Below are 17,553 nucleotides of genomic sequence, written 5' to 3'. Positions count from 1 at the left end.
GGTCAGACCGGGCTGATGTGGGCGGCGAGGATTCGCCAGCCGTGCGGGTCGTCGTGGACCCAGGTCCGCGTGTAGCGCAGGCGGGCGGCGAACGGCTGACCGTTGAACACCCCGGCCACCCGGCCCAGGAAGAACGTCACGCCCGTCCGTCCGACGACGAGCAGGTCCAGCTCCTCCTCGACCAGCTCCTCGATGACGGAGGTGCGGTCCCGGTGCGCGGCCAGGTCCTCGGCCTTGCCGTGCTGGCGGCCGTCGGGGCCGATCGCGATGAGCTGGTCGACAAGCAACTGGTCGAGGGCCGCGACGTCACCGGCCCGCTGCGCGGCCTGCAGGGTGCGTTCGGCGTCGAGCAGCTCCGCCTCGCGTGCGCTGTCCGGCATGGGCCGTCCTCCTGGTCTGCTGCGCCCGGCGCCACCGTCCGGACTGACCGCATTGTGGCAGTCGACGCGGCCCCGACGTGGGCGCATCGGCGCGTCCCGTCCCGCCGCTGGCCCCCGCCCGTCAATGCGCCGGCCGTGTGCCGTGCGCCCGTCGGTGACTAGGCTTTGTGCCATGGCGGACCACGGTGGTCCCGGCGCGCACGTCGCCGAGGCGACGCGGCCGGTCGAGGCGATCGTCCGGGAGATCCTGGCGGTCGTCCCGGCCGGGTGTACGTGGCTGTTGCCCGTGCCCGACGATCACCGGCCGGTCGCCGACTTCCGGATCGCGGCCACCAGCGGCCAGAGCCACGACATCTACGGCCGGGGCGTCGACCGGGTGGGCGCCCGTCTCGGCGAGCTGTACCCCAGCATGGTCGGCGGCCCGCTCTGGCGGCTCTACCGGGAGGTGCTCGCCACCGGCGTGTCCGGCCGCCTGGCCGACTTCCGGTACGTGGAGAAGCGCACAGGCGTCGTCGCCGACTCGCTGTTCGACGTCCACGTGCACCGCGTCCTCGGCGGCCTGCTGGTGTCCTGGCAGCGCCTCGACGAGGACCGCCGGCGCATGGACCGCACCGAGCTGCTGGGCAGCCTCGGCTGGGCGGAGTACGACCTGGCCAGCGGGGTCAGCCAGTGGTCACCCGGGATGTACCGGATCTTCGAGCGCGACCCGGCCCTCGGCCCGCTGTCCCGCGCCGAGCAGGCCGCCGCCCTGGTCCCCGACGACTACATGCTGAGCGAGACGGCGTGGCAGACCCTCGACAGCGGCGCGTCCTCGGACGTGACGGTCCGGTTCCAGACGCCCGGCGCCGTGCGGTATCTGCGGGTCCTCTCCGACGTCTCCCGGGACGCGGACGGCGTACCCCTGAAGATCCACGCTGTGGTGCAGGACGTGACCGCCCGGGTCGACTCCCGGACCGCCATCGAGCGGCTCAGTGACCAGCTGCGGACGCGGGAGATGACTGCCCTGGCCGAGCACCGGCTGGCCGGGCAGTTGCAGAACCTCATCCAGCCGGTGCCCCGCGACCCATTTCCTCTTGCCGGGCTGGAGGCGGTGGTCAACTATCTGCCGGCCGAGAGCGCCGCGCGGGTCGGCGGGGACTGGTACCACGCGCAGTCCCTGCCGGACGGGAAGGTCGTGCTCGCCGTCGGCGACGTCGCCGGTCACGGCCTGGAGGCGGCCAGCGGAATGGCGCACCTGCGCTTCGCCCTGGTGGCCTGGTTGTCGATCGGCATCCGGGACCCGTCGGTGCTGCTGGGGCACCTCAACCGGCTCTGCGGGCAGCTCTCGATCACCGGAACCGCCGTGGTCGCCGTGTACGACCCGCCGACCCGGGTGCTCTGCTGGGGCCGCGCCGGGCACATGGCGCCGCTGCTGTCCCGCGCCGGCGAGACCGGCCCGCTCGACCGCCCCTCGGGTCTGCTGCTGGGCGCCGGCGACGACACGGCGTACCCGGTGCTCGCCCCGCGCCTGCGCCCCGGCGACCTCGTGCTCTTCTACACCGACGGGCTGGTCGAGCGACGCGCCCCCGAGCAGGACCTGTTGCGGCAGGTGCGCACGACCCTCTCAACGCTGAGCGCGACGCCGGGGGAGCAGACCCTCGCCCGGCTGCGTGACCTGCTCAACCATCCCAGCGCGGACGACGACACGTGCACCCTGGCCGTGCGCGTGCTGCCCTGACCCGCCCGCTCACAGCGCCAGCCGGATCCGGACCACGGTGCCCTCACTGGCGTTGAGCACGGCCACCTCGTCGCAGATCTTCTCGACGATGGCCAGCCCGCGGCCCCGTACCGCGTCGGCGGCCGGCATGCCCCGGCCGAACACCCGCGCCGGGCCCTGGTCGACGACGTCGCAGAACAACTGGTCACCCTCGGCCCAGAGCCGGACCCGGCCACCGGCGGCGGTGTGCTGCAACGTGTTGGTCGCCAGCTCGCTGACCGCGAGCGCCAGCAGCTCCACCCGCTCCACCGGCAGGCCCCGGGCGGTGGCGCCGGCGCAGACGAACACGCGCAGCGCCCGCAGGTCGGTCGCCACCTCGTACGCCATGGTGTCCGTCCGCAGGGCGGGCGAGGGCTGCTCGGCCACGGCGCGGGTCTCCCGCTGGTCGGCCGTCATCAGCCCGCCAGCCGCGGGTCGTCGGCGGGCGGGCGCAGCAGGTTGCCGATGCCGGTGATGTCGAGGACTGTCGCGACCGGGCCGGCGGCGTTCACCGCGTACAGGTGGCGGCCGCTGGCGCGGGCCTCCTGGTGGGCGGTCACCAGGCCGTGCAGGCCGGTGGAGTCGAGGAACCGCAACCCGCCGACGTCGACCACCACCACCGGCGCGGCGCGCACCGCCGCGGACAGCACGCCCGTCAGCTCAGGCTGGGCCGCCAGGTCGCACTCACCGGTCAGCGTGACCACGATCCGCCCCGGTGTCGTGGACGTGCGGGCCTCGAAGTGCGCCATCGGACAGCAGCACCCTTCCTCGTAGCGTCAGCTGTTGTCGGCACATCATGTCATCCGTCGGCCGCCCGGCCATGTCGTCCGGTCGGCGGATGATCACGGTAAGCCGTTCGGACCCGCTGCCAAGCCCTCGACGGCGGGACGCGGGGGCGCCGAGCACGGTTCGCCGGTTCGCCGGTGCGCCGTGCGCCGTGCGGCGGGGGCGACGGGTCGGGGCGTCGCGTCGAACGCGACGGGTCAGCGCTTCGCGTCGAACGCGACGGACTCGCTCAGCTCACGCCACCGGGCGTCTGACGCCGCGAGCGCCTCGGCGACGGTCGAGGCGGCCGCCACGGCGTCGGCGCCGAGGAGCAACCGTGCGGGCGGATCGTCGACGCGTGTGATCCGGACGATCGCCTGGGCCGCCCGGGCGGGATCGCCGGGCTGGTTGCCGCTGGAGCGGCGCATCCGTTCCACCACCGGCTCGATGACCGGCCGGTACGGCTCGCTGACCGGCAACATGCTCATCGAGGCACCCGCCCAGTCGGTGCGCAGCGCGCCCGGCTCGACCGTGGTGATCCGGATCCCGAACGACGCGACCTCCGTGGCGAGCACCGCCGAGAAACCCGCGACCGCCCACTTGGCGGACTGGTACGCGCCCAGCCCGGTGCTGGCGACCCGGTCGCCCACGCTGGAGATCTGCACGATGTGCCCACGCCCCTGCTCCCGCAGCACCGGCAGGGCCGCGCGGGTCAGGTTGACCACTCCGAAGAAGTTGGCCTCGATCTGCGCCCGGAAGGCGTCCTCGGACATGTCCTCGATCGCGGCCACGTCGGCGTACCCGGCGTTGTTGACCAGGACGTCCAGGCCTCCGTACGCGTCCACCGCGTCGCGTACGGCGCTCCGGGCGGCGGCGGGGTCGGTGACGTCGAGCGCGACCGCCCGGACCTGGTCGCCGTACCGGTCGGTGAGGTCGGCGAGCTGCGGCCGGGTTGCGGGCGGTGGCGACGAGCCGGTCGCCGTCGGCCAGCACGGCCTCGGCGAGCGCGCGGCCGAGCCCTCGGGAGCAACCGGTGACGAGCCAGACTCGTGGCACGACGTCTCCTCCTGGCGGGGCGGCTCGCGTCTACCGCTACTGACGGTGGTCGCTACGGGCGGATGTCCAGCGCGCCGATGAGATCGTCGCGCAGGGTGAACCGGTGCCGCAGCTCGATCGGGCTGCCCGCGAACTCGCCCGACACCCGCGTGCGGACCAGGTACGAGTCGCCCGCCTGTGGCGTCACCCCCACGGGTTCGGCGGTGTACGAGGTGGCGGCCATCGTCCGCTGCGCCCAGGAGCGGATCGAGGGCCTGCCGTCGTACAGTCGGTCCTCGTCGGCGACGCTCGCGGTGTCGGCGAAGCAGGCGACGAGGGCGTCGACGTCACCGTCGCCGACGGCTCGGAAGTACCTGTCGATCACGTCGGGCAGGTCGACAGCCATCTGCTCCTCCTGCGGCACGGGCCGCCGTCGGGCGGCGGGCGTGTACCCGGTCCGACCCCACCGTACGAGAGAGGGCCGGCCGAGCGCGGAGCAACCGACAGAACCAGCCTCGATCACTGCGTCGGCCGTACCCGCCGGGTCGGTCAGGGCCTGACCGCGTGAGGGGATGCCGTCGACGCCCGGGTTTGCCGCCGGTGGGCCGGGGTAGCCACGCGTCTCGGCAACGGAAGGGCGGGACCATGGCCGATCTCGGATTCGTCGACAAGGTCGCGGCACGGGCGGGCATCCCGCCGACGCAGGCACGCCCGCTGACCGAGGCCGTGCTGCGGACGCTCACCGAACGCCTCAGCGGCGGCGAGGCGGCCGCGCTCGCGCCCCACCTGGCCGACGAGCTGAGCCCACTGCTGGTCAAGGCCGCCGAACCGCCGGAACCCTTCGGGTACGACGAGTTCCTGCGCCGCGTGGCCGACCGCGCCGGCACGGACCGGCCCGGGGCCGAACGGGGCGTACGAGCGGTTCTCCAGACCATGCACCGGGTGGTCGGGCACCGCGAGTTCACCGACGCCCTGGCCCAGCTCCCGGCGGACCTGCGGGCCCTGGCCCAACCCCTGCCGCACGGTCCCTGACCGACGCCGGTCCACCCCGACGCCGGTCCACCCTGCTCCGCTTCGCCCCTTCTCCGCTTCACCTTGGCGACCGGACGCCCGGCATCGATGGCCGTTCGGTCCCTGGCGTCCCCTTACGCCGGCGTATCTACTGTGCGTGACCGATCGAACGCGCAGTGGTGGCGACCGGCCGCTCCCGTCCGCCGGAGCTCCGCCGCTCCGAGCCGAGGAGCGCCCCCTTGACGTCCCTGGTGTCCCCGCGCACCCTGCTGACCGCCGCGACGACCGCCATCGTCGCGGCGACGGCCCTCACCCCGATCCCCGCCCTCGCGTCCCCGCCCTCCTACCGGGTCGTCGACCTCGGCACCCTGAGCGGTGGGGCCGGCGCCGCGACCGCGATGAACGACCGTGGCGACATCGTCGGGTGGAGCACCGTCGCCAGCGGCGCCCGGCATGCCGTGCGCTGGCGCAACGGTGTCCTCACCGACCTCGGCGTGCTGCCCGGTGACACCGACTCCGCCGCCGTGGACGTCAACGAGTTCGGGGACGTGGCGATCACCTCGTACGGCTCTGACTACCTGACCCGCGCGGTGCTCTGGCGCGACGGTCGGCTCATCGACCTGGGCACCCTGGGCGGGGAGAACAGCGAGGCGATAGGTGTCAACGACCGGGGGCAGGTGCTCGGCACCAGCGAACCCGCCGGCGAGATGCCGCACCGCTTCCTCTGGCGCAACGGCGTCTTCACCGACCTGGGCCTGCAGTACTTCTACGAGTTCACCGCCGACGTCAACAACCGCGGCGACGTGGTGGGCGGGTTCAACGTGCCACCGCAGGACTACCCCTGCACCTGCGTGGGTGGTCTGTTGCGCGACGGGGTGTTCACCCAGATCGGCAGCGCGGCCCTCGGGATCAACAACCGTGGCCAGGTGGTGGGCGAGGCCAACGGTCACGCGTTCCGGTGGCAGAACGGGAGGCTCACCGATCTGGGCACCCTCGGCGGCAGCCGGAGCTGGGCCACGGCGATCAACGACCGGGGCGTGGTGGTGGGCCGCAGCAGTCTCAGCCTTCCGAACGAGGAGTGGCACCCGTTCCTGTGGCGCGACGGGGTGCTGACCGACCTCACCGACCGGGGCGTACGGGTGAACGACTCGATCGAGGACATCAACAGCCAGGGCCGGCTGGTGGGCGGCCGGGAGGGGCGACCACTCCTGTTCCGCTGACCGGTGCGGAGCGCGGTCCGACCGGCCGTCGGTCGGACCGCGCCCCGTCGGGTGTCAGCCGGCGGTGACCACCCACTTCTGTTGTGCGCCACCGGCGTACGTGCCGATCTGGATCTGGGTGCCGTCGGCCGTGGCGCCTCCGGCGGCCTGTAGCACCTTGCCCGACTGCGGGTTGCGGATCGACCCGTCGGACTGCGGCTGCCACACCTGCGAACCGGTGCCGTTGCAGGTCCACAACTGCACCTTCGTGCCGTCGGCGGTGCCGGCGTTGTCCACGTCGAGGCACTTGCCCAGCGCCCGGTACGTGTCGCCGTTGCGGCTCCACGACTGCGCGCCGGTGCCGTTGCAGGTCCACAACTGCACCTTCGTGCCGTCGGCCGTGCCCGCGTTGTCCACGTCCAGGCACTTGCCGCCGACGCCGGTGATGCTGCCCGAACCGCTTGTGGCGCTGCCGTACACCTCCAACTCGTAGATGCGCGCCGCCGTGTCGCTGGTGCTTGTCGGCGCGGTGACGGCCAGGCGGACGTAGCGGGCGCCGGGCGCGCTGACGTCGTGGGTCGTGGTGCTCGCCGTGTTGCCGGTCACCGTCGCCCGGGTGGTCCAGTTCGTGCCGTCGGGGCTGGACGCGAGCGTGAAGTCCCGCGTGTTCCAGGCGGCGTCCTCACCACCGGCGCCGGCGTGCTTCACCACCACGCGGTTCACCGCGTAGCTGCCCCCCAGGTCCACCTGGAGATACTTCGAGGTGCCCTTCGAGCACCACTTGTCGCCGTTGCCGCCGGTGACGCTGCCGTTGACGGCCTTGGCCGGCGCCTCGGTCGTCGAGCAGGAGCTGTCCGCGGTGGCCGGCTTGTTGAGCGCCAGGTTGGTCCCGCCGGTGACGCCCGGGATGGCGTTGAGCGTGTACCACGCCTCGGTGCTCCACAGCGACTGGCCGCTGGTGGAGGTGAACGGCTGCGGTGACCGCAGGTAGACCACCCGGCCGGCCTTGCGGCCGTCGACGACCAGGGTGACCTTCTTGCCGTCCGCCGAGAGGGTCGCCCCGCTGACGGTCAACGTCTCCTCGTCGATCTTCGGGCCGCCGTAGTTGGACGTCGCCTCGTACCGCCACTGCTTGACCTTGTAGTGGGCGGCTAGGTTGGCGGCGGTCGCCGCCGAGACCGGCTGGGTGTACTCCACCTCGAAACCGGCGGTGGTGGCCCGCATGGCCAGCATCTCGAAGGTGCTGGTGCTGTTCGGGGTGAGCTTCTGCAACCCGTACGTCAGCTTGCCGGTCTGCCCCCAGTTGCCGCCCGCGCCGAGCCCGCCGACGTAGATCGCGCCGTCCGGGCCGAGGTTGACCTCGGAGACGCCGGCCTCCAGGCCCTGGGTGAGCCGGAACAGCGCGCCCTGGTACTCGCCGTTGACCTTCTCCACCGACGCGCGCTGGAGGCCGCCGTAGGTGACGTCACCGATGACGAACTGGCCCGCGTACCGCCCGGTGGTGAGGTAGAGCGGCGTGCTGGGGGAGTTGGCGATCTCGTTCTGCGGCATCCAGAGCACCGGCGGGGTGATCGGGTTGGCGTCGAACGGGCCCGCCGGGGTCATGTAGTGGTTGAAGAAGCGGCCCTGCTTGATGTGCACGAGCTTCGACGACGGCAGCCAGCCGCCCTGGTTGTCGGTGACGAAGATGCCGCCCTCCGGGCCCCAACCGATGCCGTGCGGCGTGCGCAGACCACCGGCGACGTAGCTGACCGCGCCGGTGTCCTTGTTGACCTTGATGGTGGTACCCCGGTTGGCGGCGGGCTGCGGCACCGTGGTCGCGCCGCCGTAGTCGATCGACACCGACAGGTTCACGTAGAAGAAGCCGTCCTGGTAGAGCAGACCGAACGCGAACTCGTGGAACTTGCCCCCGTACGGCCAGGTGGCGACGGTGTCGAGGCGGTCGGCCACCTCGTCGCCTGTGGTGTCCACGAGCCGGGTCAGCCGCTGCTTCTCCGACACGTAGACCACGCCGTCGACGACCTTGAGCCCCATCGGCTCCTTGAGACCACCGGCGATCTTCTTGGTGGTCACCGACCCGGGACCGGTCGCGCCGCCGGTGTTGCCCAGGACGTACACCTCGCCGTCCTGGGAGGTGCCCGACTGGTCGCTGCCACCCCAGGTGCTGATGACCAGCCGGCCGTCGGCCAACCAGTCCATCCCGGTGACCTTCGGCTGGAAGCCGGAGGGCCGCAGGTTCGTGAGCGTGTAGCCGGGGTGCACGCCGATGAGCGGCAGCCCGTCGCCGGGGGAGTCGGTGACGCCCTCGCACTCCTTGCGCCCCGGCGCGGTCACCCGCACCACCCCGGCGTCGGTGCTCAGCGCCGAGGTCGGCACGACCACGAAGGACGACGAGCCGGGTGTACGCCACTCCAGGGTGATCTGCTGGCCACCGGCGCGCTCGAAGTGGTCGATGCGCAGTGGGTGCAGCCCGGCGGCGAGGGTGACGCCGCCCTCCTTGGGCGGTGTGGCGCCGTGGAGGCCGTCGTGGTTGATGACGACCGTGTTGTCGATCGTCAGCTTGGACCCGTCGTCGCTGCTGAGCCGGAAGGTGTAGCTCCCGGCCTGGGTGATGGTGATGTTGCCGAGCACCTGCGAGACGAAGTTGTCCTCGAAGCCGAAGTCGGCCGCCGAGGTCCAGTTGATCGTGGACATCAGCTTGTCCACGTTCGGGGTCTGTGCGGGCTTGAGCGTGCAGATCTCGGAGAGCGGCACCTGGACGTCGTAGACGCGCAGCGTGACGCCCGGTTCCTGCTCGGGGGCGGCGTCGGCCGGGTCGGCCCAGAAGCCGACGGCGAGGACGAGCGCGAGCGCGCCCAGGACGGGACTGCGGAACCGGCGCAGCAGCGGTGTGCCCATCGTTCCTCCACAGAGGATAGGAGTGACCGACGGCCGGCGTGCAGCGATGTGAGGCGGTGGCCGCCGGTCCCGGTCCGTAACGTCTTCGACGCCGACGAGTGACGATCCGGAAACACCGGGTTGATGGGTCGAGACATTAAGGTGTTTCGATGATGCTGTCCATGCCTTTGCATCGATACATCAAAAGTTCCCGATGTCCGTGCGAAAGGTCGCGGCACTGATCCCTTGATGTCGGAAATGAGCCCGCGCCGGACGGCGGCTCAGGTGCCGGCCAGCAGCGAGCGCGCTGGACGCTACGACCGCCCTCCGGCGGCCGTTCCTGGACAGAAGTCGGCCCGCGCCCCGACCCGGGGCGTACGCCGAGGAGACTCAGCGGCGGCCGCGCCGCGCCGGTCGCCGGTCCGTTCCGCCGCGGGGACGAGAGGCCGCGCCGCGGGGACGCGGGGTTGCGCCGCGCGAACGGGTGGCGCCGCCGGACGGGCGTGCTGCCGGTCGGCGGCGGGCCGCCACCACGACGATGGCGCCGACGACCAGCACGACACCGGCGGGCACCACCCAGGGCGGAAGCCCTCCGGCCGGCGGGGACGCCGGTGGAGCGGCCGCGGGGGTGACGGCCGGGTCGAGTGTCGCCAACGGCACGGCCGACGCCGAGGGGGTGCCCTCGGCCTGGGCGAGCAGGGCCGGATCGGGGGCGTTCGTCGGCACCGTCCAGGCGGCCGGGGCCGCCGTGCTCGGACCCTGGTAGTCGAAGGTGACGTTGCCCCGCACCGCTTCGCCGTCCGAGGCGACCGTGAGGTAGGTGGCGGTGTAGCGGCCCTTCGCCGGCCAGTGCGCGACGGTGACCATGGCGGGGAAGCCGGTGTGGTAGAGCCGCGGCTCGAAGACGCCGTTGACCATGAAGTACTCCTGGACCGGCTTGTCCAGCCGCTTCGGCTCGCCGTACGACCAGCCGCTGTCCACCCGTGACCCGTTCGGGCCGGTGACCGTGAAGTGCGCGTTGGCGGCCGGTTTCTCGGTGAAGTACAACCCGATCTGGGCCAGCGGCTTGCGAACCACGGTGCCGGTCAGCGGCGTGGAGGTCGCCAACTGCCCGTGCGCCGACGCCGGGGCGGCGGGCAGCGCCAGCGACACCAGAAGCAGCGCAGCCAGCACGACGACGCTACGACACACAACGTGACAGACAGTGACCAGCCTCGATCGCATTCGTTCATCATGGTCATTTCCCCACCGCCGAACAAGACGTAGAGTTCACCCTCCGACGATCAGCTCGACACCCCGTCCCCCCGCGTCGTTCGGAGTCCGCCCGTGTTCGTCCGCGCCCCCGGTGCCCGCCGCACCGCCATCCCCACCACCCTCCTCGTCACCGGTCTGCTCAGCGCCCTGCTCACCGCCGGCTGCGGGCACGACGACGACCCGTCCGTGGCCACCCCCTCGACACCGCCGACGTCGGCCGCCGCACCGACCACCGCCGCCGCGCCGGCCTCGGCGGACAGCCCCACTGCCGCCGCCACCGCCAGCACGCCCGCTGTCGACCGCGAGATCACCGTGACCGTCACCAAGCGACGGATCAACCCGCCGACCGGCCGGGTGACGGTGGCCAAGGGCCAACTGGTCCGGATCACGGTCACCTCGGACGTCGTCGACGAACTGCACGTGCACGGCTACGACCTGGGCGCCCGACTGCCGGCCGGTACGCCCGGCTCGGTGCAGTTCCGGGCCGAGAAGACCGGGCTGTTCGAGGTGGAGACGCACGAGACCGAGCTGGTGTTGTTCCAGCTCGTCGTCCGCTGAGCCCGATGTCCGGCGCTCCCGCCCTGCTGGCGCACGGCGTCGGCGGCCGTCAGGACCTGCCGATCACGCTTTCCGAACTGGTGGTCGCCGCCGCCCTGACCCTTGTCGTCACGTTCGTCGCCCTGGGCCTGCTCTGGCGCGAGCCACGCCTGGACCGGGACGCCGCCGGTGGCCGGCCGGTGCCGGACCGGCTGGCCGGCCTCGTCGACGCTCCCGCGTTCCGGTGGGCGCTGCGCGGACTGGGACTGCTCGCCGCCGCCTGGTTCTGCGTGGGCCTGTTCGGTGGGCCCGACACCCCGGACAATCCGACGGCCGGCGCGCTCTACGTGCTCCTCTGGGTCGGACTGGTACCCGTCTCGCTGCTCTTCGGCCCGGTCTGGCGGGCGGTCAACCCGCTGCGTACGGTGCATCTGCTCGTCGCCCTGGCGGCGCGGCGCGACCCGGCGCGCGGCGTCCGGAAGTTGCCCGCCGGCCTCGGTCTCTGGCCGGCCGCGCTCACCCTGTTCGGGTTCGTCTGGCTGGAGCTCGTCGCGCCGGACCGGGCCACCCTGCCGGTCATCACCGCGTGGCTGGCCGGGTACGCCGTGGTCATGCTGGGCGGCGCCGCGCTGTTCGGCGCCGGCTGGTTCGACCGGGCCGACCCGTTCGAGGTCTACAGCGCGCTCGTCGGCCGGCTCGCCCCGATCGGCAGGGCCGCCGACGGGGTGCTGGTGTGGCGCAACCCGCTCGACGGGATCGCCGGCCTGCGGCCCCGTCCCGGACTCGTCGCCGTGGTGATCGTGCTGCTCGGCTCGACCATGTTCGACAGCCTCTCCAACGCGCCGGCCTGGCTGCGCTTCTCCCAGGAGAACGGCCTGCCCCCGGCGGTCACCGGCAGCGCCGGACTGGTCGGGGTCATCGGTGTCGTCGCCGTGGCGTACCTCGTCGCCACCGGCGTCGCCGCCCGCGTCGGCCGGGCCGGACCGTCGAACGCCGCGGCGCCGGCCGGTGCCGCGGATCGTGACGCCGAGTCGCCGTCGGTGCCGAGCGAACTGGCGCACTCGATCGTGCCGATCGCGGTGGGTTACGTGGTGGCGCACTACTACTCGCTGCTGATCCTGGAGGGTCAGCGCACCGTCGCCCTGCTGTCCGACCCCCGCGACACCGGAGCGGACTGGTTCGGCACGGCGGGTTGGCAACCGCACACCGCGCTCGTCACCCCGTCCGGGGTGGCCAACCTGCAGATCACCGTCATCATCGTCGGGCACCTGCTCGGCACCCTGCTCGCCCACGACCGCGCCCTGTATCTGTTCCCCCGGGCGCGGGCGGTGGCCGGTCAGCTTCCGCTGCTCGCGCTGATGGTCGCGTACACCGTCGCCGGCCTCCTGCTGCTCTACGCCGGCTAGGGGCCGCCGGCCCGGTGCCGTCAGGGACCGCCGGGCCCGGTGCCGGTCGGGGCCGCCGGCCCGGTGCCGACGCGCCCGCGTCCACGGGTGAGGATGGGGCGTGGACTCTGATCTTCGCCGCTACCTCGACGACCTCGTGGACACCGCCCGGGACGTGCTCGGCGGCGACCTCGTCGACGCGTACGCGGCCGGCTCGGTGGGGCTCGGCGCGTACCAGGCCGGCCGCAGCGACGTGGACGTGGCGCTGGTCTGCGCCGGCCCGCTGACCGAGGCCGCCAAGGTGACGCTTGTGGCACGGCTGCGGCACGAGGCGCTGCCCTGCCCGGCGCGCGGCCTGGAACTGGTCGTGTACCAGCGGGCGGTGGCCGCGGCCGGCAGCCCCGAACCCGGCTTCGAGGTCGAGCTGAACACCGGGCGCGCGATGCCGTTCCGCCAGACCCTCGACCCGGCCGACCGCCCGCCGGCCGACGGCCGGTTCTGGTACGGGCTGGACCGCAGCATCCTGCACGGCAGCGGGATGGCGCTGCTCGGGCCACCGGCGGCGGAGGTCTTCGCCGACCTCACCCCGGCCGACCTGCGCCGTCTGCTGATCGAGGCGCTGACCTGGTGGCTGGCCCTGCCGACGCCGCCGGGCGACCGGCCCGCGCCCGGCGCGGAGGACGCGGTGCTCGGTGCCTGCCGTTCCCTGGTGCGTCACCGCGACGGTCAGTGGCTGTCCAAGGTGGCCGCCGGCCAGCGGCTCGTCGACACCGGCGACCCGGCCGAGGTGATCCGCCGGGCGATCGCCGCGCGGCACGGCGGGCCACCACCCACCGGCGCCGAGGCCCGCGCCTTCCAGGAACGGGTACGCGCCGAGATCGCCGGCTGACCTCACCCGGCGGGACGTGCTCAGCGCACCGGGCGGGACGTGCTCAGCGCACCGGGCGGGACTTCAGCGACGCGAAGAGCAGGTTGAGGCCCTCGGCCATGGTCGGATGCGTGATGACCGCGTCCCGCAGCGCGGTCCACGGCATGGAGGCGAGCATGGCCAACTGCACCGAGGTGATCACCTCACCCGCCTCCGGGCCGAGCAGCGCCGCGCCCAGGATCTGGTCGGTGCGGGCGTCGATGACCGCCTTCCACATGCCCTGCGTCTGACGCAGGGTGCGGGCCCGGGGGATCGCGGCGACGGGCAGCTGGGCCACCTCGACGTCGTACCCGGCGCGACGCGCGTCGCTCTCGCTGAGGCCGACCCGCGCCAGCTCCGGGGTGGTGAAGACGGTGTACGGAATGAGCCGGCCCGCCGTGCTGCGCCGCTCACCGGCCAGGTTCGCCCGGATGATCCGGTAGTCGTCGAGCGAGGCGTGGGTGAACTGCGGGCTGCCGGCGACGTCCCCGGCCGCCCACGTCCGCTCGGCGCTGGTGCGCAGGTACTCGTCGACCACCACGAAGCCACGGTCGCTGATTCGGACACCTGCCGTGTCCAGCCCGAGCCCGGCGGTGACCGGCGCCCGGCCGGCCGCCACGAGGACCTCGTCCCCGGTCACCACGCTGCCGTCGTCGAGGGTGATCCGGGCCGTACCGTCGGCGTCGCGGTCGACCCGGGCGACAGTCACGCCGACGCGTACGTCGATGCCGTCGTCGAGGAAGACCCGCATCATCGCGTCGCCGATGTCGGGGTCCTCGCGGGTGAGCAGTTGGGGACCGCCCTCGATCACCGTCACCGCGCTGCCGAACGACGCGAACATCTGCGCGAACTCCACCCCGACGGTGCCGCCGCCGAGCACCACCAGCCGTGCCGGCAGCCGGTCCAGGCGCAGCAGATCGTCGCTCGTCAGCACCCCGGCCTCGGTCATGCCGGGGACGGACGGCAGGTACGGCCGCGTGCCCGTGTTGATGACCACGTCGTCGCCGCGCAGCAGCCGTTCGCCACCGTCGGCCAGGGACACCCGCACGGTCCGCGCGGCCACGAACCGGGCCTCGCCGATCACCAGGTGCAGACCCGAGTCGAGGAACTGCTGCCGGTTGGCCGCGACCATCCCCTCGACGACGTCCTGCTTGTGCGCCCGCAGCAGGTCCACGTCGACCCGACCACCCTCGACCACGAGGCCGAGCGCGGCGGCGTGGCGCAGTTGACGGGCCGCCCGGGCGCTCGTCACCAGCGCCTTCGTGGGGATGCACGCGACGTTTATGCAGCTACCGCCGATCATGCCGCGTTCCACCATCGCCACCCGCCGGCCGGACCGGGCGACGTTCATGCTCAGCGTCTTGCCGGCCTTGCCGCCGCCCACGACGAGCAGGTCGTAGTCCTCCGCTTGGTCGGTCACGGGCGCTCCTCTCGGCCGCGTGACGCTCCTGGGCCACCGGTCCGGGCCGGCGGCCGTCGGCGCGTGCCGGCCAACCCAGCCTGCCAGCTCCGACCGGACGTCCGGGGAGGTTCGGCACAGAATCGCCTTGGGGGTACGTCGTCCCCGCGATCGGTGCGCGGTCGGGACCGCCGTGCGGGGTCAGGCTTCGGCCGTGACCAGGTACAGGGTGAAGCCGACCAGCAGGGGACCGTCCGTCAGACGCCGCAGCCACGGCTGGACGTCCGCGTCGGTCAGCTCGCCGGCGGCCACGGCGCGGGCCGAATTGCGCTCCAGTCCCAGGATCCGGTCCGCCGTGTCGAAGTCCCGGAAGACGACGGCTGTCGCCTCGACCGATCGCACCCGCAGGTCCGCCTGCGCCGACAGCCGGACCAGCTCCCGCCCGATCGTCGGGTTCCGCACCCGCCCCGCGACGAACCGGGCGAAGCGGCGGCTCGTCCGTACGTCCTCGTCGGCGACCGCCAGGGTGTCCCAGTCCGGCTCGGCCATCGCGAGCACCCCGCCCGGGCGCAGCACGCGACGTACCTCCGTCAGCACCGTCGCGGGATCCGCGACGTGCATGAGGACCCGATCGATCCTGGCCCGGTCCATGCTCGTGTCGTCAAGCGGAACCGCGTGGGCATCGCCCGCGCGCAGGTCGATCTCCGGCCGGTCGGCCAGCCGCCGGGCGGCCTCCGCCAACATCCGCGCGTCACGGTCCACGCCGACAACCAAACCGCCGGCCCGGACCGCGTCGGCCAGCCGCCCGAGATCGGTCCCGGGACCGCAGCCGATGTCCACCACCGCATGCCCCGGCCGCAGGTCGAGAGCGTCGACGACACGCTCCTTGTAGTCGCGACCGACAGCGGTGGCCGCCGCCGTGTCCAGGTACGCGATCTGGTCGGCGGCGGTGGGGGACGTGATCCTGACCGGGCTCATCCGCCCATCCAAACACCGGGTTGTGGGCGTACCGCGAACACGATGCGCAGATTCGGTGCAGGGGTGCTCCGACGCCCGCCGTCGCCGACGGGCCGGCCAGACCGTGGCCCCGGGCCCGCGCGCACGCGCCCGGGCCCGGGTCGGCCGCAACGAGGTCAGTGCCGGGCGGTGCCGTTGTCGCTGACCGGCTGCCCGAAGGCCAGGAACGGTACGGGCGTCGGGGCGTCGGGCCGCGTGAAGATCCGCTCGGCGTCGGTGGTGGGGATCGGCGACGTGCCCGTCCGATCGGTCGGCTCCGCCGGGTACCGCATGGGCACACCCGGACGTTCGCCCTCGGCGGCGTGCTCACCACCGGCGTGGTCGGCGTCGGCGTGGTGGCTGCCGGCGCGTTCGGTGTGCGTGGCATCGGTGTGCTCGGCCTCAGCCCGGGCGTGCTCGGCCTCGGCATGCGTGGCCTCACCGCGCTCGGCCTCAGCCGGGGACTGGTCGGCCCGGGTGTCGTCGGCGTCAGCCCGGTCGGCGTCAGCCCGGTCGGCGTCAGCCCGGATGGCATCGGCGCGGTCGGCAGCAGCCCGGACGGCGTCGGTGCGCTCGGCGTCGGCCCGGTCGGCGTCCGCGCGGTCGCTCGCGGGCCGGTCGACGGAGAGCAGTTCGACACCGCCGCGGGCGGGGCTCGACCGGTGGCCGACCATCGGGTACTCGGCGGTCTCCGTACCGCCGGCCGCGGCGGCCATCACGGCGGCGGCGGCCAGGTCGGCCACCCGCTTCGCCTCCCGCTGCACCCGGGCGCGTACCTCCTTCGCGTGCCGCTCGGCGGAATCCCCGGCCCGTCGGGCCTCGTCCAACCGGGTCGCCTCGGCGGTCAGGTCCCGCCGCACCTCGCTCAGCCGCTGCTGGAAGCGGGACAGCTCGTTCTCCAGGGTCTCGCCCTCCTGGCGGACCTCGGCGAGCTGCTGCTGGGCGGTCTCCAACTCGGCGTGCAGCTGGGCCGACTCCTGCCGGCGCTCCTCGATGTCCCGCTGGAGCGCGGTCAGCTGCTCCCGGTGGCTGGCCGCCTGCTCGTCGGCCCGGTTACGCAGCTCGGTCACGTGCTGCTGCGCCTCGGCCAGCAGCGCGGCGATCTGCTGCTCGGTGGAGCTGCGCTGCTCGGCCAGCTCCTCCTCCGCCGCCGCCTGCAACTCGGCGATCTCCTGCTCGGCGGCGCTGCGCCGCTCGGCGACCTCGCGTTCCACCCCGGCCTGCCACTGGGCCATCTCCTGCTGGTTCTTGGCCCGGGCCGCCTGGACCTCCTGCTGGATCTGGGTGCGGGCCGACTTCATCAGGGCGTCGGCGGCCACCCGGGTCTGGTTGAGCTGCTGCGCGCTCTGCTCGGTGATGCGCTTCGCCTCGTGCTGGGCGCGCTCGTGCGCAGCCTCGCCGTCGGCGCGCAACTGCTCGGCGCGCTCCCGGATCGCGGTCAGCTCCGCCTCGGCCACCGCGCGCCGTTCCTCGTACGCCTGCTCCTGCTCGCTGCGCCGCGCGGCCAGCTCCTCCGACAGGTCCTGGCGTGCCTGCGCGGCCCGCTCGCGGGTGTCGACGAGGATCCGCTCCGCCTCGGTGCGCAGTTCGTTGGCCCGGTCGCTGGCCGACTCGGTGATGAGCGCGGCCTGCTTCTCGGCGAGGGTCAGGATCTCACCGACCATCGGGCCCAGATCCTGAAAGGAGGCGCGGTCCACCTGCACCGGCTGCTCGTGCAGCTCGGCAAGCTCGGCACGCAGCCGCTGCACCTCGGCGGTCAGCTCACGAACCCGCACGGCGGATCGCCCGTGCTCGCCGCTGAGCATCGCGATCTGGCCGTCGAGCTGCTCCAGGTGCCGGTCCACCTGGCGTTTGTCGTAGCCGCGCAGGGCGAGCTCGAAGCTCGGCCGCGAGGCCGCGTCGTCGCGTGCTGCGAGCGGCTCAGCGCCGATGGACATGCACCATCCTCCGTACGATCGGGGGCGTCAGGGCCGGCGGTCGACCGCCCCTGCGGGCCGTAGTGTGGCGCAACGCTACCGCCGAGCCCACCCCCGTGCGAAGGCCCGTCCCGCCTGCGCACCACACGGTGGTCGA

General features: G+C 73.2%; 15 protein-coding genes and 1 pseudogene. 6 read left to right on the top strand and 10 right to left on the bottom strand.

Annotation, left to right across the window (positions count from 1 at the left end; all coding sequences use genetic code 11):
- Positions 1-2: 2 nt before the first annotated feature.
- Positions 3-380 carry a nuclear transport factor 2 family protein gene (locus MILUP08_RS20630; protein ID WP_007461139.1) on the bottom strand — a complete coding sequence of 126 codons (378 nt, stop codon included), beginning with the start codon at positions 378-380 and terminating at the stop codon, positions 3-5.
- A gap of 172 nt (positions 381-552) precedes the next feature.
- Here MILUP08_RS20630 and MILUP08_RS20625 point away from each other — a divergent pair, with 172 nt between their 5' ends.
- The gene (locus MILUP08_RS20625) at positions 553-2,097 is read left to right on the top strand and encodes a PP2C family protein-serine/threonine phosphatase (RefSeq protein WP_007461137.1); all 1,545 of its coding nucleotides are present in this window, start codon (positions 553-555) and stop codon (positions 2,095-2,097) included.
- A gap of 9 nt (positions 2,098-2,106) precedes the next feature.
- Here MILUP08_RS20625 and MILUP08_RS20620 read toward each other — a convergent pair whose 3' ends face one another.
- The 4 genes and pseudogenes from MILUP08_RS20620 to MILUP08_RS20605 form a co-directional block, all read right to left on the bottom strand.
- On the bottom strand, positions 2,107-2,532 hold the full coding sequence (locus MILUP08_RS20620; RefSeq protein WP_007461135.1) for an ATP-binding protein: 426 nt from the start codon (positions 2,530-2,532) through the stop codon (positions 2,107-2,109).
- Positions 2,532-2,864 carry an STAS domain-containing protein gene (locus MILUP08_RS20615; RefSeq protein ID WP_007461132.1) on the bottom strand — a complete coding sequence of 111 codons (333 nt, stop codon included), beginning with the start codon at positions 2,862-2,864 and terminating at the stop codon, positions 2,532-2,534. Before MILUP08_RS20615 ends, MILUP08_RS20620 begins: the two co-directional genes overlap by 1 nt.
- Before the next feature lie 234 nt (positions 2,865-3,098).
- A pseudogene (locus MILUP08_RS20610) lies at positions 3,099-3,782 on the bottom strand (SDR family NAD(P)-dependent oxidoreductase); the annotation flags it as partial.
- A gap of 206 nt (positions 3,783-3,988) precedes the next feature.
- Complete coding sequence (locus tag MILUP08_RS20605) at positions 3,989-4,321, bottom strand: nuclear transport factor 2 family protein (RefSeq protein WP_007461126.1); 333 nt, start codon at positions 4,319-4,321, stop codon at positions 3,989-3,991.
- Positions 4,322-4,560: 239 nt separating this feature from the next.
- Between MILUP08_RS20605 and MILUP08_RS20600 the strand changes: the two genes are divergently transcribed.
- Together MILUP08_RS20600 and MILUP08_RS20595 are read left to right on the top strand one after the other, a co-directional pair.
- Positions 4,561-4,947 (top strand): DUF2267 domain-containing protein, encoded by a 387-nt coding sequence (locus tag MILUP08_RS20600; RefSeq protein WP_007461124.1) that lies wholly within the window; start codon positions 4,561-4,563, stop codon positions 4,945-4,947.
- A gap of 218 nt (positions 4,948-5,165) precedes the next feature.
- Positions 5,166-6,146 carry an HAF repeat-containing protein gene (locus MILUP08_RS20595; protein ID WP_007461122.1) on the top strand — a complete coding sequence of 327 codons (981 nt, stop codon included), beginning with the start codon at positions 5,166-5,168 and terminating at the stop codon, positions 6,144-6,146.
- A 54-nt stretch (positions 6,147-6,200) separates the two neighbouring features.
- On the opposite strand, the gene MILUP08_RS20590 is transcribed toward MILUP08_RS20595, so the two are convergent.
- Both MILUP08_RS20590 and MILUP08_RS20585 read right to left on the bottom strand, forming a co-directional pair.
- Positions 6,201-9,023: a ricin-type beta-trefoil lectin domain protein gene (locus tag MILUP08_RS20590; protein ID WP_007461120.1), complete on the bottom strand. Its 2,823-nt coding sequence runs from the start codon at positions 9,021-9,023 to the stop codon at positions 6,201-6,203.
- Between the two features lie 369 nt (positions 9,024-9,392).
- Entirely contained in the window at positions 9,393-10,175 is a 783-nt protein-coding gene (locus tag MILUP08_RS20585; RefSeq protein ID WP_051065765.1) for a copper resistance protein CopC, read from the bottom strand.
- Between the two features lie 153 nt (positions 10,176-10,328).
- Between MILUP08_RS20585 and MILUP08_RS20580 the strand changes: the two genes are divergently transcribed.
- From MILUP08_RS20580 to MILUP08_RS20570, 3 genes are all read left to right on the top strand, one after another.
- A complete protein-coding gene (locus MILUP08_RS20580) occupies positions 10,329-10,814 on the top strand; it encodes a hypothetical protein (protein ID WP_007461117.1) in 486 nt (161 codons plus the stop codon).
- A gap of 5 nt (positions 10,815-10,819) precedes the next feature.
- Positions 10,820-12,199, top strand: a complete 1,380-nt coding sequence (locus MILUP08_RS20575; protein ID WP_007461114.1) for a hypothetical protein — start codon at positions 10,820-10,822, stop codon at positions 12,197-12,199.
- Between the two features lie 100 nt (positions 12,200-12,299).
- Entirely contained in the window at positions 12,300-13,067 is a 768-nt protein-coding gene (locus tag MILUP08_RS20570) for a hypothetical protein (protein ID WP_007461112.1), read from the top strand.
- A 43-nt stretch (positions 13,068-13,110) separates the two neighbouring features.
- Here the strand turns inward: MILUP08_RS20570 and MILUP08_RS20565 are convergent, their stop codons facing one another.
- The 3 genes from MILUP08_RS20565 to MILUP08_RS20555 all read right to left on the bottom strand — a co-directional run bounded on the left by MILUP08_RS20565 (position 13,111) and on the right by MILUP08_RS20555 (position 17,417).
- Positions 13,111-14,505 (bottom strand): dihydrolipoyl dehydrogenase family protein, encoded by a 1,395-nt coding sequence (locus MILUP08_RS20565; RefSeq protein WP_007461109.1) that lies wholly within the window; start codon positions 14,503-14,505, stop codon positions 13,111-13,113.
- A 180-nt stretch (positions 14,506-14,685) separates the two neighbouring features.
- Positions 14,686-15,462: a methyltransferase domain-containing protein gene (locus MILUP08_RS20560; RefSeq protein WP_007461107.1), complete on the bottom strand. Its 777-nt coding sequence runs from the start codon at positions 15,460-15,462 to the stop codon at positions 14,686-14,688.
- Positions 15,463-15,617: 155 nt separating this feature from the next.
- On the bottom strand, positions 15,618-17,417 hold the full coding sequence (locus tag MILUP08_RS20555; protein ID WP_007461105.1) for a coiled-coil domain-containing protein: 1,800 nt from the start codon (positions 17,415-17,417) through the stop codon (positions 15,618-15,620).
- Positions 17,418-17,553: the final 136 nt, after the last annotated feature.

Origin of the sequence: Micromonospora lupini str. Lupac 08, from assembly GCF_000297395.2 — a bacterium.
Lineage (GTDB): Bacteria > Actinomycetota > Actinomycetes > Mycobacteriales > Micromonosporaceae > Micromonospora > Micromonospora lupini.
Note: the sequence above shows the minus strand (reverse complement) of the source record. Positions and strands in the feature narration are given on the sequence as shown.